The sequence below is a fragment of the Rhizobium sp. WSM1274 genome, from assembly GCF_025200775.1.
Taxonomy (GTDB): domain Bacteria; phylum Pseudomonadota; class Alphaproteobacteria; order Rhizobiales; family Rhizobiaceae; genus Rhizobium; species Rhizobium leguminosarum_I.
The window spans coordinates 2,112,257-2,127,371 of the sequence record NZ_CP104138.1; the positions used below are offsets into that span (position 1 = coordinate 2,112,257).

15 protein-coding genes, 1 tRNA gene and 1 pseudogene are annotated in these 15,115 nt (G+C 60.8%); 5 read left to right on the forward strand and 12 right to left on the reverse strand.

What is annotated here, in order from left to right; all coding sequences use genetic code 11:
- Positions 1-28 precede the first annotated feature (28 nt).
- Together N2600_RS10700 and N2600_RS10705 are read right to left on the reverse strand one after the other, a co-directional pair.
- Positions 29-406, reverse strand: a complete 378-nt coding sequence (locus tag N2600_RS10700) for a hypothetical protein (RefSeq protein ID WP_026154153.1) — start codon at positions 404-406, stop codon at positions 29-31.
- 63 nt (positions 407-469) lie between these two features.
- The gene (locus N2600_RS10705) at positions 470-1,147 is read right to left on the reverse strand and encodes a hypothetical protein (protein ID WP_260298720.1); all 678 of its coding nucleotides are present in this window, start codon (positions 1,145-1,147) and stop codon (positions 470-472) included.
- 281 nt (positions 1,148-1,428) lie between these two features.
- Between N2600_RS10705 and N2600_RS10710 the strand changes: the two genes are divergently transcribed.
- Positions 1,429-2,037: a TerC family protein gene (locus N2600_RS10710; protein ID WP_017964345.1), complete on the forward strand. Its 609-nt coding sequence runs from the start codon at positions 1,429-1,431 to the stop codon at positions 2,035-2,037.
- 21 nt (positions 2,038-2,058) lie between these two features.
- On the opposite strand, the gene N2600_RS10715 is transcribed toward N2600_RS10710, so the two are convergent.
- Genes N2600_RS10715 through metG form a run of 3 tightly spaced genes read right to left on the reverse strand, consistent with a single transcriptional unit; the run spans position 2,059 to position 5,225 of the window.
- Positions 2,059-2,883 (reverse strand): MBL fold metallo-hydrolase, encoded by an 825-nt coding sequence (locus N2600_RS10715; protein WP_017964346.1) that lies wholly within the window; start codon positions 2,881-2,883, stop codon positions 2,059-2,061.
- 4 nt (positions 2,884-2,887) lie between these two features.
- On the reverse strand, positions 2,888-3,670 hold the full coding sequence (locus N2600_RS10720; protein WP_260298721.1) for a TatD family hydrolase: 783 nt from the start codon (positions 3,668-3,670) through the stop codon (positions 2,888-2,890).
- Positions 3,671-3,674: 4 nt separating this feature from the next.
- On the reverse strand, positions 3,675-5,225 hold the full coding sequence (gene metG, locus N2600_RS10725) for a methionine--tRNA ligase (RefSeq protein WP_260298722.1): 1,551 nt from the start codon (positions 5,223-5,225) through the stop codon (positions 3,675-3,677).
- 234 nt (positions 5,226-5,459) lie between these two features.
- On the opposite strand from metG, the gene N2600_RS10730 reads away from it, so the two are divergent.
- The gene (locus N2600_RS10730) at positions 5,460-6,248 is read left to right on the forward strand and encodes a sulfite exporter TauE/SafE family protein (protein ID WP_260110862.1); all 789 of its coding nucleotides are present in this window, start codon (positions 5,460-5,462) and stop codon (positions 6,246-6,248) included.
- Positions 6,249-6,328: 80 nt separating this feature from the next.
- Here N2600_RS10730 and N2600_RS10735 read toward each other — a convergent pair whose 3' ends face one another.
- The 4 genes from N2600_RS10735 to N2600_RS10750 form a co-directional block, all read right to left on the reverse strand.
- Positions 6,329-7,354, reverse strand: a complete 1,026-nt coding sequence (locus tag N2600_RS10735; RefSeq protein ID WP_260110863.1) for a DNA polymerase III subunit delta' — start codon at positions 7,352-7,354, stop codon at positions 6,329-6,331.
- A gap of 8 nt (positions 7,355-7,362) precedes the next feature.
- Positions 7,363-8,043 (reverse strand): dTMP kinase, encoded by a 681-nt coding sequence (gene tmk, locus N2600_RS10740; protein WP_017964352.1) that lies wholly within the window; start codon positions 8,041-8,043, stop codon positions 7,363-7,365.
- A 132-nt stretch (positions 8,044-8,175) separates the two neighbouring features.
- Entirely contained in the window at positions 8,176-9,369 is a 1,194-nt protein-coding gene (locus N2600_RS10745) for a D-alanyl-D-alanine carboxypeptidase family protein (RefSeq protein WP_260298723.1), read from the reverse strand.
- A 71-nt stretch (positions 9,370-9,440) separates the two neighbouring features.
- The gene (locus N2600_RS10750) at positions 9,441-10,547 is read right to left on the reverse strand and encodes a septal ring lytic transglycosylase RlpA family protein (protein WP_222385040.1); all 1,107 of its coding nucleotides are present in this window, start codon (positions 10,545-10,547) and stop codon (positions 9,441-9,443) included.
- Between the two features lie 407 nt (positions 10,548-10,954).
- Between N2600_RS10750 and N2600_RS10755 the strand changes: the two genes are divergently transcribed.
- Positions 10,955-11,158, forward strand: a complete 204-nt coding sequence (locus N2600_RS10755; RefSeq protein WP_260298724.1) for a hypothetical protein — start codon at positions 10,955-10,957, stop codon at positions 11,156-11,158.
- A gap of 100 nt (positions 11,159-11,258) precedes the next feature.
- Here the strand turns inward: N2600_RS10755 and N2600_RS10760 are convergent.
- A pseudogene (locus N2600_RS10760) lies at positions 11,259-11,575 on the reverse strand (GYD domain-containing protein); the annotation flags it as partial.
- A 277-nt stretch (positions 11,576-11,852) separates the two neighbouring features.
- Between N2600_RS10760 and N2600_RS10765 the strand changes: the two are divergent.
- A tRNA-Ser gene (locus N2600_RS10765) sits at positions 11,853-11,942 on the forward strand.
- A 497-nt stretch (positions 11,943-12,439) separates the two neighbouring features.
- Here the strand turns inward: N2600_RS10765 and N2600_RS10770 are convergent.
- Entirely contained in the window at positions 12,440-12,754 is a 315-nt protein-coding gene (locus N2600_RS10770; protein WP_017964360.1) for a hypothetical protein, read from the reverse strand.
- Positions 12,755-13,089: 335 nt separating this feature from the next.
- Complete coding sequence (locus N2600_RS10775) at positions 13,090-13,743, reverse strand: hydrolase (RefSeq protein ID WP_260298725.1); 654 nt, start codon at positions 13,741-13,743, stop codon at positions 13,090-13,092.
- Between the two features lie 152 nt (positions 13,744-13,895).
- Here N2600_RS10775 and N2600_RS10780 point away from each other — a divergent pair, with 152 nt between their 5' ends.
- Positions 13,896-14,798, forward strand: a complete 903-nt coding sequence (locus N2600_RS10780) for a LysR family transcriptional regulator (RefSeq protein ID WP_260298726.1) — start codon at positions 13,896-13,898, stop codon at positions 14,796-14,798.
- Positions 14,799-15,115 lie beyond the last annotated feature (317 nt).

The window sequence follows — 15,115 nt, forward strand, 5'->3', positions numbered from 1 at the left end:
GGCGTTGGCAATCGGGCACTCACGTCCGTCACTGCCGTCTCATCTCCTGGATATTACCGGCAAATCCTGCAAGCAGCACGCCGAGCGGAAGACGCCGAACCAGCCTGGCGGCAATGAAGGTTGCACCGATCGCCGCGGCAAGTTTAAGCCAGGGATAGTCGCCGAGCTGGACATGGGCGCTTGCATCGACCGATGTCGCCTTGGCTTTCAGCGCCGCTTCTGCATCCTCGCGCAGCACGCCGATGCGGGCATTCAGCAGCCTGACTTCATGCTGCAGGGCGTTCAGGCTCTCGTCGGCCTTTTCACGCGCGGTCTGCTCCGCGGCATCGGCAAAGGGCGGATCGCCTTCCTCGATCAGTTCGTCGGGGTCAGGCGGAAGGCCGTGGCGGTTGATGGACGATTGCATCGACATGTCCTCGAATAGGTGAGCGAGGGAAATGAGGCCCGGCATTGCAGCCGGCCCCTGATATCAATGGTCGCGCTGGAAACCCTGGCTCTGGTGAGATCCGCCTTGCGATTGAGTTTGGGATTGGCCTTGGGATTGGCGATTGGCTTCGTCCGTTGACGTGGTGCCAGGGTCGGGGAAGGTATAGGCGCGCACCTTGGCACTTCCATGCGCGGTGTCCCGCATTGCCACCGGGCGCGCATCGTCGAATGCGCTCTCGGACACGGCGAGGTCTTCCGAGGCTTTGCCGCCATGCGTCGATCCGGCAAAGCCGGTATTGGACGCGCCTTGCTGTCTGTCCTCCAACGACCAGAGATCCGCCCGCTCATCCATATCGATACTGCCTTCGTCGTCCAGAATATCGTGGACGGTCTCATAAAGTGCGTCATCGATATCATTGACCTGGACGAGGAAGCCGCCTCGCCGTAGCCCTTCTGCATAGACCGCACGATCTTCATCGGGGAAGAAGAAGTCTGCCAGCGCGTCGAAGAAGCCGCTGCGGTCGTCGCTCATGACGCCGGCATTTTTTCTGTCCGCCTCATATCCGGGCATCAGCCTTATTCTCGCAACCGGCACGCCCGCGTCTTCAAGACGGGAGACGGCGGATTCAGCCTCCGATCGGCTGTCGAAGAATGCGGCAAGACTGCTGCGCCCCGTCGGGCTTGAAAAGGCCGGGTTGGTATCATTGTAAATGCTGCCCATTTGGCTCTCCTCTCGGTGTGCAGATCCAGCCGCCAATCCGAAGTCTGGCCAATATCTGGCCGAAGGCTGGCTGACGCCTGGTTTCCTGACCTGAAGAACCGGTGGCTGAGGTGAATGTTCCACGGGAATTGCGATGCTCTGCCATATCGCCTGCGGTTCCATTACGTCGCCTGCCATCAGATGCGCAGAGCCATAAATTGCGCCGGCTGCGAAATCCCTCAGCGGTTGACGTCAAACCTTCGAAACGCTAGCACGGCTTTGACGCATTGGGGACAATTCATATGGATATCTTTACGGCAGCCGGTCTGACGGCTTTGCTGCAGGTCATCGCTATCGACCTCGTTCTCGCCGGCGACAACGCCGTGGTTATCGGCCTTGCCGCTGCCGGCCTGGAGGCCACGCAACGCCGCAAGGCGATCATCGTCGGCATTTTGGCCGCGACCGTACTGCGTATTCTCTTTGCCAGCGTTGCTGTCTATCTGCTGGCGATCGTCGGTCTGCTGCTGGCCGGCGGCCTGCTGCTGCTCTGGGTCTGCTGGAAGATGTGGCGCGAACTTCGCGCCGGTCACGGCGAGAACCACGAAGCGGCGGGTGCCGAAGGCGCGCCGAGAAAGACCTTCTTGCAGGCGGCGACCCAGATCGTCATCGCCGATGTCTCGATGTCGCTCGACAACGTTCTGGCCGTTGCGGGTGCTGCACGCGAACATCCGAGCGTGCTGGTCATCGGTCTTGCCCTGTCGATCGCGCTGATGGGTATCGCCGCAAACCTGATCGCCCGCTTGCTCAACAACCATCGCTGGATCGCCTATGTCGGTCTGCTGATCATCCTCTATGTCTCGCTTGACATGATCCACCGCGGCGCGGTCGAGGTTCTGCCTTATATGCAGTGACCCTGCACTCAGTGCCGGGGCTCAGGCCCTGGCTCTGCCCTCGATCTCGAAGCTCATCTGGTCATACGCCGGCACCACATGATCCGGCGTCTCAGCCATCACCGCGTCGTAATCGAGCGGCGTGTGCATATGGGTGAGGATCGCCTGTTTCGGCTTCAGCCGGCCGATCCAGTCGAGCGACTGTTCCAGCGACAGATGGCTCGGATGATAGCTATATTGCAGCGCGTCGATGATCAGCACGTCGAGATCTTTAAGCTTCTCGACAGTTTGCGGCGGGAAGTCACTGATATCGCTGCAATAAGCCACATCGCCGATGCGGAAGCCGAGAGAGTGGATATCCCCGTGCTGCTGGATATGCGGATGAAACGGGATCGTGCCTCCAGGGCCGTGGATTTCCAGAGGTTCATCGAGATTTTCGATGACGATCGGCAGCACGATCGGCGGATAATTGCTGCCCGGCGGCGTCTCCAAACAATAGCCGAATGCTTCCCGCAGCCTGTCCATCGTAAATTGGTCGGCAAAGATCGGCACCCGGCGGCGCGTATTGTGAAAATAACCGCGCAAATCGTCGATGCCATGAATATGGTCGGCGTGCGGATGGGTGTAGAGCACCGCATCGACATGATCGACACCTGCCCTGATCATCTGCTCGCGGAAATCCGGCCCTGTATCGATGACGACGGTCGTCACCTCGCCATCCGGTGCGAATTGCTGCACCATGAAGGCGGCGCGCGTGCGCCGGTTCTTCGGATTGTTGGGATTGCAGGCGCCCCAGTCGCCGGTGATGCGCGGCACGCCCGGTGACGACGAACAGCCGAGAATGGTGAAACGCCGCCGGTAGAGCACGCCGCTAGATCCTCGGCATCTTCGAGAACAGGCGGAAAGCGTTCTCCGTCGTAATCCGCGCGACCTCTTCATGGGAAAGGCCGATCGTATCGGCGAGCACCTCGGCCGTGTTAACAACATAGGACGGCTCATTGCGCTTGCCGCGCCAGCGCTTCGGCGCCAGATAGGGCGCGTCCGTTTCCACAAGCAGCCGCTCATGCGGGAGCGTCTTGGCGATCTCTCGCAGCTCTTCCGATTTCGGGAAGGTCAAAATGCCGGAGAAGGAGATGTATCCGCCGAGCGCGACTCCGGTCTTGGCAAGTTCGGGGCCTGCCGAGAAGCAGTGCAGGATAAAGGGGAAGGCCCCCTTCCCGCTTTCCTCGGTCAGGATATCAGCCATGTCCTCGTCGGCGCTGCGGCTGTGGATGACGAGCGGCAGCTGAGTCTCGCGCGCCGCCGCAATATGGCGCCGAAAGCCGGTCTGCTGGTCCTCAGGCTTTTGCGTGTCATAGAAATAGTCGAGACCGGCCTCGCCGATCGCCACCACCTTTTGATGGGCATTGGCGAGACGCACCAGCTCTTCCGTCTGGATATCCAGCTCTTCGTCGGCATTGTTCGGATGCGTGCCCACGGAGCAGAATACCGAGGGATATTTCTCCGTGATGGCAAGCAATGTCTCGAGCTTTCGCACCCGCGTCGAGATCGTCACCATCTGCGCAACACCAGCCGAATGGGCGCGCGCGACGATCTCGTCCCGCTCCGCCTCGAAGTCGGCAAAATCAAGATGGCAATGCGTGTCGATCAGCACGGCCTTAAGCCTCCGGAGCCACGTAGCGCGGGAAGACCGGCGTCGGCGCTTCGAGGGCCGTTCCGGCAACCAGACGACCGGCTTCGCCGAGGGCAGCAAAATCGCGCTTGTCTGCAGCTGCCGCGACAAGATCGAGCAGCTTGGCCGAGGATTCAGGCATGAAGGGCTGAAGCAGGATGGCGATCTGGCGCACGACTTCGGCGGTGACGTAAAGCACGGTGCCCATACGCTCCGGATCGGTCTTCTTCAGCGCCCACGGCGCCTGGCCGGCGAAATAACGATCGGTCTCGGAAACGACCGAAATGATCGAGGCAAGCGCCCGATGGATCTGCTGCTTGCCCATGTCTTCGCGGGTCGAAGCGTGCAGCGCGTCGACCTCAGCCAGCATCGCTCTGTCCTCGTCGCTGAGCGCGCCGCATTGCGGGATCTTGCTGTCGCAATTCTTGACGATCATCGACAGCGACCGGCTGGCGAGATTGCCGATGCCGTTGGCGAGGTCGGAGTTGATGCGGGTGCCGATCGCCTCTTCGCTATAGCTGCCGTCCTGGCCGAAGGAGACTTCGCGCAGGAAGAAGTAACGCACCTGGTCGAGGCCGAAATGGTTCACCAGATTGACCGGATCGACGACGTTGCCGAGCGACTTCGACATCTTCTCGCCCTTGTTGAGCAGGAAGCCGTGGGCAAAGACCCGCTTCGGCAGCGGCAGCTTCGCCGACATCAGGAAAGCCGGCCAGTAGACGGCGTGGAAGCGGATGATGTCCTTGCCGATGATGTGCACGTCGGCCGGCCAGTATTTCGCCCGAGGGCCGTTCCTGTCCTCGATATAGCCGGTCGCGGTGATGTAGTTGGTCAGCGCGTCGACCCAGACATACATGACATGGGCCGGATCGTTCGGCACCTTGATGCCCCAGTCAAAGGTCGTGCGTGAGACCGAGAGGTCCTTGAGGCCCGACTTGACGAAGGAGATCACCTCGTTGCGGCGCTCGGCCGGACCGATGAAATCGGGGTTCGCCTCGTAATGCGCAAGCAGCTTCTCCTGGTATTCGGAGAGCTTGAAGAAATAGCTTGCCTCTTCCACCCACTCGACAGGCGTGCCCTGCGGCCCGTAGCGCACGCCGTCGGCGCGCTGCTCCGTCTCGTTTTCCTGGTAATAGGCCTCGTCGCGCACCGAATACCAGCCGGCATAGCTGTCCTTGTAAATGTCGCCATTGTCGGCCATCAGCTTCCAGATGTTGCGCGACGTCTCGTGATGGCGCTCCTGCGTGGTGCGGATGAAATCATCGTTCGAAGCGTTGAGCAGCGTCGCCATCGCCTGGAATTCGCCAGAGTTGCGGTCGGCGAGCGCCTGCGCGCTGATGCCCTCGGCGCGTGCCGTCTGCTGCATCTTCTGGCCGTGTTCGTCGGTGCCTGTGAGGAAAAACACATCCTTGCCGTCGAGGCGCTGGTAGCGTGCCATCGCATCCGTCGCGATCAGCTCATAGGCATGACCGATATGCGGCTTGCCGTTAGGGTAGGAAATCGCGGTGGTGATGTAGAAGGGTGTCTTGTCTGTCATGGCGGCCAATGTCCGGCTAACTCTATAAAAATGGTCAGCCGCTCTTAGCGCATGTCACCGTCAAGCGAAACCTCAACTTTCCAGTTGCCGATGTTTTCCGGGACGGCGAGGGCATGAACTTGACTCAGCTTCTCACCCAATCTACCCGTCATAAGACAGAGGGCGGGACAAGAACGAAGTGCCAGTTTTCATTTGCCGGGTTTGTGGTGGCCGCGCGCCGTCAGGGGCGCTTGTTTGACATTCGAGCCGCTCTATTCGCTGTCAGGTCTGTTCGTGGGCGCGCTCGTCGGCATCACCGGCGTTGGTGGCGGTTCGCTGATGACGCCCCTGCTGGTGCTGCTCTTCGGCGTCCATCCCGCCACCGCCGTCGGCACCGATCTTCTTTATGCGGCGATCACCAAGACGGCCGGCACCGCCGTTCACGGCATGCATGGGCGCGTCAACTGGAAGATCGTCGGCAGCCTCGCAGCCGGCAGCCTGCCGGCCGCCCTGCTGATGCTATGGCTGCTGGCTGGCGTCGATCGCAAAAGCATCGGCGTAACCAATACCATCACCACCGCGCTCGGCTGGCTTCTGGTCATGACCGCGATCATGCTGGTCTTCCGGGGCCCGATCCTCGAATTGGCGCGCCGCGCCATCGGCGATCGCACGCCGCCGAAGCCGACGACCATCCTCATCCTCACCGTCGTTCTCGGATCCGTTCTCGGCGTCCTCGTCACCTTGACCTCTGTCGGCGCCGGCGCGTTGGGGGTGACGATCCTGCTGATCCTTTATCCCAGGCTCGATGTGCGCCAGATCGTCGGTTCCGATATCGTCCATGCGGTACCGCTGACCTTGATCGGCGGCACGGGCTATTGGCTGATCGGCGAGATCGACTGGCCGATGCTGCTTGCCCTGTTGATCGGCTCCATCCCCGGCATCATCATCGGAAGCCTTCTGGCGCCGAGGCTGCACGAACGCACTATCCGCATCGTCCTTGCCGCCACGCTTGCCGTCGTCGCAGGTAAGCTGCTGACCGGCTGACAATGCATGTCGCCCAAAAGTGTGCAGCGGTTTTGGGATAACGACATGCATAAATCAGAGAATTAAAGCGCTTTCGCGCTTTAAACGCCCGGCTGCTTGATATCGGCGAGAATGCTGATGATCGTCTGCTTGCGGTCGAGATTGTAGCCATCTGAAATGGTGAGCCGCTCGGTGATCTCGGAATAGAGCCGCGCCAGCCGCTCTGCCGCGGCGATCTGCCCCGCGCCTGCCGCCGCGCGCGCGCGGTTCATGATGTCGTCGCCGACATGGCTGACGAAGAAATCGAAGATCGTGTCGCTTTCCCGACCCGAAAGTGCGTCGGCCAGCCGATGCATCGCCTTGCGAGCCGTCGGCCCTTCGGCGGCAAGCATCTCGTCATAGGCGGCGATGATGTCGCCGCCGCCATAGTTCAACAGTTTCAGCGCCTCGCCGACGCTGCCTTTGGCGGCCGAAAGCACCGTTCCGCCCTCGCCTGATATGCCGAGATGGGCAAGGGCCGCGACGAGTGCTTCGTCGGTAAGCGGCGCCAGTTTCAGCGGCAGGCACCGCGAGCGGATCGTCGGCAGCAGCCGTCCCGGCGCGTGCGAGAGCACCAGGAACAGCGCCCGCTTCGGCGGTTCTTCCAGGATCTTCAGGATAGCGTTGGCTGCATTGCGGTTCATGTCGTCGGCAGGATCGATGATTACGATCCGCCAGTTGCCGGTGCCAGACGTCTGCGAGAAGAACTTGCCGGCGCGGCGCACCTCGTCGACGGTGATTGCCGATTTCACCTTGCCGGTCTTTTCGTCTACCGGCCGAGCAAGGTGTAGCAGATTATGCGAGGCACCAGAGGCGATCTGCCGGCTGACGGGAGAGGCAGGATCGGGATCGCCGATCGTCTCCGGCGCTGTCTCGGGATCGGGATGCGAGAGCACGTGATTGGCGAAACGGAAGGCGAGCGTCGCCTTGCCGATGCCTTCCGGCCCCTCGATCAGGATGGCGTGGTGGCCCTTGCCGGACCGGTAGGACTGGGCAAGGAACACCTCCGCCTCTTCATGGCCGAACAGTCTGGTATTTTCCCCCGGCCAGATGGCGCCGTCGAGCAGTCCGGGCCTTTCCTCACTCATAATGGGCTTCACTCATGATGGGCGGCTTCCGGCATTCGCAAGCGGCCCGCGGGCGACAGCAGCTGTTTGACGATCGCCAGGATCTCGGCGGCGATCGCCTCCTCCGTCTGCATGGCGTTGACCACGTGGCAGCGCTCGGGCTCTCGGGCGGCGATATCGAGAAAGGCCTCACGCCGTTTCTCGTGCGTTTCCAGCCGCTCTTTTTCGTAGCGATCGGGACCGTCAGCGGCAGCGCGCTTCTGCGCCCGCTCCAGCCCGACCCTGGCGGGGATATCGAGGATCACGGTACAATCCGGCATGACGCCGTTGATGGCGATACGCTGCAGCGTCTCGATGAAATCGGGCTCGAGATTGCCGGTGATGCCCTGGTAAACGCGGGAGGAATCCATGAAGCGGTCGCAGAGCACGACCTTGCCTGATGCAAGGGCTGGCCGGATCACCTCTTCGACATGGTCGTTGCGTGCCGCCGCAAAGAGGATCGCCTCCATCCGCGTGCCGAAGGCCTCGGCAGCCCCCGACAGCAGCACGTGGCGCACGGCCTCGGCACCCGGCGAACCGCCGGGTTCGCGCGTCACCAGCACGTCATGACCTTCGCCCTTCAGCGCCTCGGCGAGGCGACGGATTTGCGTGGATTTCCCAGCGCCTTCCCCGCCTTCAAACGTAACGAACAATCCCGCACCGGATGACAATGACAACTTCCCGCATTCCAGGCGCCGCACGCGCCCCGCTCCTTCTATCTATCCGAAGATATCATGGAGGAAAACCTTTCGCCGCGGCGACATATTCACCTTTCCCGGCAAATTGCATTGGAAACCGAATGTTCAGCCGGGCGCGGACTTGTCCCAGAGCCAGGAGAAGAACAGCGATTCGCCGAGTTCCAGCATGGCGTCGACCGCCCGGCTGCTGAGCGAGCCCTCGCCGACTGCCTGCACCGTATAAAGCGGCACCTCCCTGAGCAGCCGGCTGCCGGCGAAAATCCTCAGCGTGCCCGCCTGGGTATCCGGCATGACCGGCGCCGTCAGCGGCCAGTGATAGATGATGCGCGCCGACAGCCGGTCGGGATTGCTGATCGGAATATAGACGCTGACCGGCGCCTTGGCGACGAGATCGACGGTGCGCGACGTGCCACCGTAGACGCTGGCGGCACCGATCACTTCCTTCTCAGCGAAGATCTGCCGGTTCTCGAAGGCCGTCAGTCCCCACTCGATCACCCGCTTGGTCTCCTCCGTCCGCTCCTTGTCGGAGGCGATGCCTGCGAGTGCCAGAAACAGCCGCCTGCCGTCGCGCTCGACCGAAGCGACGATCGAATAGCCCTCGCCCTCGGTAAAGCCGGTCGCCAGCCCGTCGGCGCCGAGATCAAGCCCGAGCAGCGGGTTGCGGTTACGCTGGAAGATCTTGTTCCACTCGAAATCCGGTTGCGCAAAATAGTGATAGAGATTCGGATAGGATTGCTGAAGGGCGGCAGCGAGCGTCACCATCTCGCGTGCGGTCACCTTGCTCTTGCCATCGGGAAGGCCGGTGGAATTGCCGAACTCGGCCTTCTCCATGCCGAGCTCGCGGGCACGCCGCGTCATCGACACGGCAAATTGCTGCTCGCTTCCGGCCATGCCCTCGGCGAGGATGATGCAGCTGTCATTGGCGCCCTGGATGGCGACGCCCTTGATCAGGTCCTCGACGCGCACGCGTGATTTGAGGCTGGCAAACATCGTTGCCGTCCGCGACGGCGCGCCGCCCGTCCGCCAGGCATATTCGGATACAGGATATTCGGTATCGAGCGTGATCTGGCCCTTTGTCACCGCTTCGAAGGCGAGATCCATCGTCATCAGCTTGGCGAGCGAAGCCGGCGAAAAGCCCTGGTCCTCATTCTTGGCGAGAAGCACCGTGCCGGTGGCGGCCTCGATCATATAGGCCTGCGCCGCCTTGGTGGCGAAACCGCCGGCACCGCTATCGGCCGCAAATGCGCCGGTGGTGAGCGACGTGAGGCATGCAAGCAGGCGAAGCACGGGCTTCAGCATCGCAATTTCCATTGATCGAGCGGCGTATTTCAGGAGGTTAGAACGCGAGGAAATCCGATGCAATTGCCAGTTCAGCGCGCGGCGAACTTTGCCTGATGACGCTTGGCCGCGGCAAGGATGGACTCTTGCGTCAGCCCGTCATTGCGCACCATCACCGCATCGAAGGCGAGATCGACGGTCACCGTCTTCAGCTCTTCGTTCTGATAGCCGAGCGCCAGCGAATTCTCGGGCCGCTCGTAGGGCATCGGACCGATCTCCGGCAGCACGACCATCTGGTCCATCGCCTGAGCGCCATTGTTGAACGACGGCGCTGATGGCGCCACCAAAACATGGGCAGCCGGTGCCAGAGTGGGTGCGGCGGCTGGTGCCGCATTGTAGCGCGCGCTCGGCGTCGAACCGGCATAGGAGGTCGCGGACATCGGCACCGGCACGTTGGCCGGCGTCTCGTAGTCATCCGAACTCTGCAGCTGATCGCGGGTGATTTTGCGGCTGTTGGAGGCGACCATCACGCCGGTTGCGATCTGCCCTTCCGGATTGACGCCGGGAATGCGGCTGCCCTTCGGCGAATAGGAGGCCATCAGATAGGGCATGTCGTGGCCGTCCATGCGGGCGCGGCCGACATATTGCACGCGCACCTTGCCGGTGCCGCTGTGCTGCAGATCCAGCATGTCGGCCGTCTTGTTGGAAAGATCGATGATGCGGCCTTCGTGATAGGGACCGCGATCATTGACACGCACGATGACGGAGGAACCACTTTCGAGATTGGTGACGCGCGCATAGCTCGGCAGCGGGAAGGTCGGATGCGCAGCGGAAAGATGCATCTGGTCGTAGACTTCGCCGTTCGCCGTCAGGCGCCCGTGGAAGGCCGAACCATACCAGGAGGCGACGCCGACCTTGTTATAGGCGAAATCTTCCTTCGGATAGTACCACTTGCCCTTCACCTCGTAAGGGTTGCCGACGAGGTAGCGGCCGCCGCCCTTTGGGATGTTGTTGCCGGTGGCGACCCGCGGGCTCGCCTTGACGCCATATTCGGATTCAGAGAAATATTCTTTGCCGTGGGCCTTTTTCTTCGGCACCGCCTGCGTCGTGCCACACGCCGCAACCGTCGCACACATCGCCGAGATCGCCAGCCACCGTGCTGTCGTTGCGAAAGACGCCGCCCCGTATTCCAGTTTCATGTGCCCCACGCCGCTCAAAGATCGTTATGGTTAAGGAACCTTGCCCCATCTTGGGCCAACAACGCCTTATTCCCGCCCGCCTAATGAGGCTTTAATCTTGCTAAGTTCGTGGCAATTTTACGAACAATTTCGCGGCGATAGGGACAATTCTAATGATTATGGTTTATAAAATACTAACGCAAACCCTCCCCGCCTGCCATTCCATCGCCGTAATAGGGCCAGAAATCAACGTGCCGATGCGGGGCATATGGTGAACGTCCAGGTGCTTCCGAACGCCCCAGAGGCTCCATATTGGAACAAGGCCGCCTGCGCGTATTTGACGAGCGGCAGGGGGTCGGCGCTTCCTTCCGTGTGGGAACGAATTGTCCGCCGCGGGCTTTGAGCGTGTAGACCTTTGGAGGATCACCATGAACGATAAAACCGTGACGCAGCTCGACACGATCAGCCAGCAGTTGCACGCCCGATCTCGCGCGCTTTCCCAGCTGGATAAAGACAACGACATCGCAATCCTGATGTCGGCACTCGCCGTGACGATGGAGGCGGTTCGATCTCTCGGCGAGGATATGAACCAACTCAACGGTCCGAAGGGCCTTGGATCTGACGGAAACTAGATCTCATGTCTCCGGCGTATTTTACAGAGAGCTTGCGCCGGGAATGAGACACGCGAAACGTTATCTTCAACATGGATGGAAACGGTGGGCGCACCACCTTTGCTGCAGGTGGACGATATCGAATCGTCTTCGCCTTTTCCAAGGCTTCGATCGTATCCTCGACGCTGAGGAGGACGGTGGTCTCCATAGAACTGAGCCGCCTCCTGCGCCGATCGCAAGTGCGACGGCCGCCATCGATACGTTATCAGGCGCCTCTCACAGATTCCAACCATCGTGCTCGCCGAAGGCGTACCAGAACCCATGCAGCTTTCCGCCGACGGATTCGATGTAACTACGCGCCGCCTCTCGGCGATCCTCAGGGTTTTCGGTCATTCGCGCCCAGGTTTCGGGCGTGTAGCTGAAGCGTGTGAGATACATGGCCCTGGCTTGTTTCCTCCGCCAGAACGATACAGTTAACGCTCAAGCCTTGGAGAACGCGATTCATTTCCAACATGCGGAACGGGCCTGCCTCGGCTCACGCTCGAATTTTTTCGCACGTCGCGCCAGGGACGCCGGCAAATGCTGCAGAGCAAGTTGACGCTGCTTTCAAAGCTGCTAGAAAGCCAGCCATCGAATGATTGGGTAGCAAATCGGCAGCAACGGCCGGTTCACAGACATCAACAGAATGTTGGTGTCTCGACCTTTTCAATCAGATGGAAGAGTGTCCGAGTGGTTTAAGGAACCGGTCTTGAAAACCGGCGTGCGGGAAACCGTACCGTGGGTTCGAATCCCACCTCTTCCGCCACATCACATTGAGTTTGTTGAGTAATTTCCGATTTCTGCCCGGAAACTACAGCTTATCATAACGGCAGGTTCCATCTCAGTGGCATCGCGGCGATGTGGTAGGGCTTCCGTTTTGCTGTCGCCCCGATGATCGACTGGACGGATCGGCATTGAAGCTGGAGCCCTCAGAGCGCGTGTCGTACTCCTCGTCGTCCCGTGGTTATTGCGCCTCCCTCATCTAGCCCTAATTCAGCACCCCCTAATCCTTGCGAAAATTCACGAGGCGCATAAATTCAATCTATCAGATGGCTTTTGCTGGTGACCACGGATGTACTGGCACCGTGCTGACGCAATCAAAGAAGGGTCGGCGCGAGCATTCGCCCGGCCCTTCGACCGTTCTGTGGCTACTGTCGATAATGCCCATCCCTGCCCGACGCCCGTTCATCTCATGGCAGCGGAACTCGTGAAGGCCGAAGGCGCGCTGTGGGGCGCCAACGTTGGTGTCCGTGGCACTGCCGACTAAAAATCGAAGTACACGGTCACACCTGACCGACGACGATAGGGGTAATCGTCGCGATAGCCGTAATAGTCGCGGCTGCCGTAATACCGCGGACGATAGCACGAGCCGTAATACCGGCAGTCGCGGTAAGCGTATCGCTGTTTCTTCCAGTGGCCATACGCATGTCCATTATCGTGGCGACGGTGTTTGATCTGCTCGACGTCGGGGGTATGTATATGTACTGCGTTCGGCACGACGATCGGCGCGGCGCTTAGCGGCAGGGCGAAAGATGCAGCCAATACCGTGGCTGCAAGTGAGGCAAAAAGCATCTTCATCGGCGCATCCTTTCTGGCTGCGATTCTGGGTTAATCCGCATTAACCTGCGATGAACATCTGCGCGCTCCAGAATAACCGCCGGCGCCGCTGGTATGGTCGCGGGTGGTCATTCCTTCAGGATTCATAAGCCCGACACCTTCGAATGCGTTCGCAAGTTCTGCTCCAAACACAAGAGGGGCTGGAAGGGACTGCAAAGCCCTAGTTCTTGAGTCGATCATGCCCGCCGCGAGCATCCAGGGACGGACGGCCTTCCGATTGAGAGGGGATGAAGAGGCTCGATAAGCAATCAGCCTTCGCAACGCGTCGCTCGAAAATCTCTGCATCCCCGCTTAGATCAGCCTGCGTTGCCAGGCACAGGCGTGTTGAGCAGCTGCTGCTCCCACAGGTACGCGATACCGCTACCAGCGACGTGCTGCTTGAGAACCTCCGTCAACTCCGCGGCATGCTCGGTCCGGGCCCAGTCGCGCTGCCATTCGGACGCCAATGCCAGCCAGGTCATCATGTTCGCGCCAGCCGCGATCATGCGCTGGATAGCGACCTCATGGGCCTCGACCGACGTGCCGCCCGACGCATCGGTGATAACAGTCACATCCCAACCTTCGCCGAGCGCCTGGATCACCGGCATCGCGACGCAGACCTCGGTCCACAGGCCGGCGATGATCAGTTGCTTCCGGCCGGTCGCCTTGACTGCGTCCACGACCTTCCGATCCTCCCAGGTATTGATGAACGTCCGGTCGATCACCTCCTGACCGGGGAACACATCGGTGATTTGCGGAAAGATCAGACCGCCTCGATCGGCGATCACGCTCGTCAGGATGGTGGGAACACCGAAGGCCTTGGCGGCCTTCGCCAGGGCGGTCGAGTTGTTGACCACTGCATGCGGATCGTGGCTGTTCAGGTTCGCGAGTTGGTATGGCTGGTGGTCGATCAGAACGAGTACCGAATGTTCGGGGCGAAGAAGCGAAGCAAGGCCATTACGAAAGGTCATTATTACTTCCTTTGCTGCCGCCCATGAGCGGCATTGGTTTTGCGGGAGACATGCGCCGGGGGCGGCGTTGCCTGGAAGCAGTATTGCCGTTCCTATTCGAGATGCGGTAGCACCCTTTAATGGCAAGCTGTGTCGCGAAAAGGGGAACGCTAATGGACATCGAAGAACTGCAGACCTTCGTGGAAGTGGCTGATGCCGGGGGAGTTTCGCCGGCTGCGCTCCGGCTCGGCGTTTCCAAGTCGATCGTCAGTCGGCGGCTCTTCCGGCTTGAAGCGGAACTTGGTGTCCAGCTTCTTGTACGGACCACCCGGGGCGCCGCTCTCACGGAAGCAGGGGCCACGTTCCGAGATTATGCCGCGAGAGTCTGCGCCGAGATCGACGTGGCTAGGGAAACGATCCTACCCGCCGGTGACCTTCGCGGCCGCTTGCGAGTTGCCGTGCCACTTTCCTTCGGCCAGAGTCACTTCGCTCCCATCCTCGCGGAAATGGCGCGCCGCCACCCCCAACTCCACATTCACACGTGCTACAGCGATCGCTTCGTCGATCTCATCACAGAGGGTTATGATTGTGCGATCCGGGTTGGCTATCTTCAGGACTCCAACTTGATCGCAAGGCGCGTCGGACCGATCTATGGGAAGCTCGTCGCGAGCCCGGACTACATCAAGGCGCATGGGTCGCCCGAGACGCCGGAGGAACTCGTCGCTCATGAGGCCCTCATGCAGGGCACCGAAGCCTGGCAACTCATGGATGGCGACAAGATCATCACGGTTCGTCCGCAGGGGCGATTTAAGGCCGACAACGGCCCGGCTCTGGTCGCTGCCGCGGCAGCAGGACTAGGGATCGCTTATCTGCCAGATTGCCTTACCCATGAATTTATAGCCTCCGGCGCGCTTGTGCCGGTCATGACGCATTATCCACCACCCCCGGCGGCTGCATATGTCATCCGCCCGCCAGGTCAGCATCCCGCACGGAAGATACGGGTCCTCACCGAATTGCTGATTGAGTATTGCGAACCCGCTCCGCACCTCACGCCTGCTCCTTTCCGTCGACGATGAGATGATATACAGGCTGCAGCAGGACGCGACCGCCATTAACTTAAGAATGGGGTCGGGCGGCAGATTGACGTCACGTCGCTGCCACGAGATCACGTGGCCGTCCTCTCGTCGGCGTCGCGAAGACGTCCCGGTGCCGTTCCTCACGGGGATGAAGTCCGGTGTTATCCTTGCGGGAAACAGCGCGCGTCCTCAGCGCCGTCACTCAGATAGGCAGATAAGCGGGACGCGGCCGACCTCAGTCGATGATTCGCCGGGCAGCCCTCACGAGAAGTACGCGTATATCAGAACGCCAATAGAACCCCAGAAGATAAGCGGCG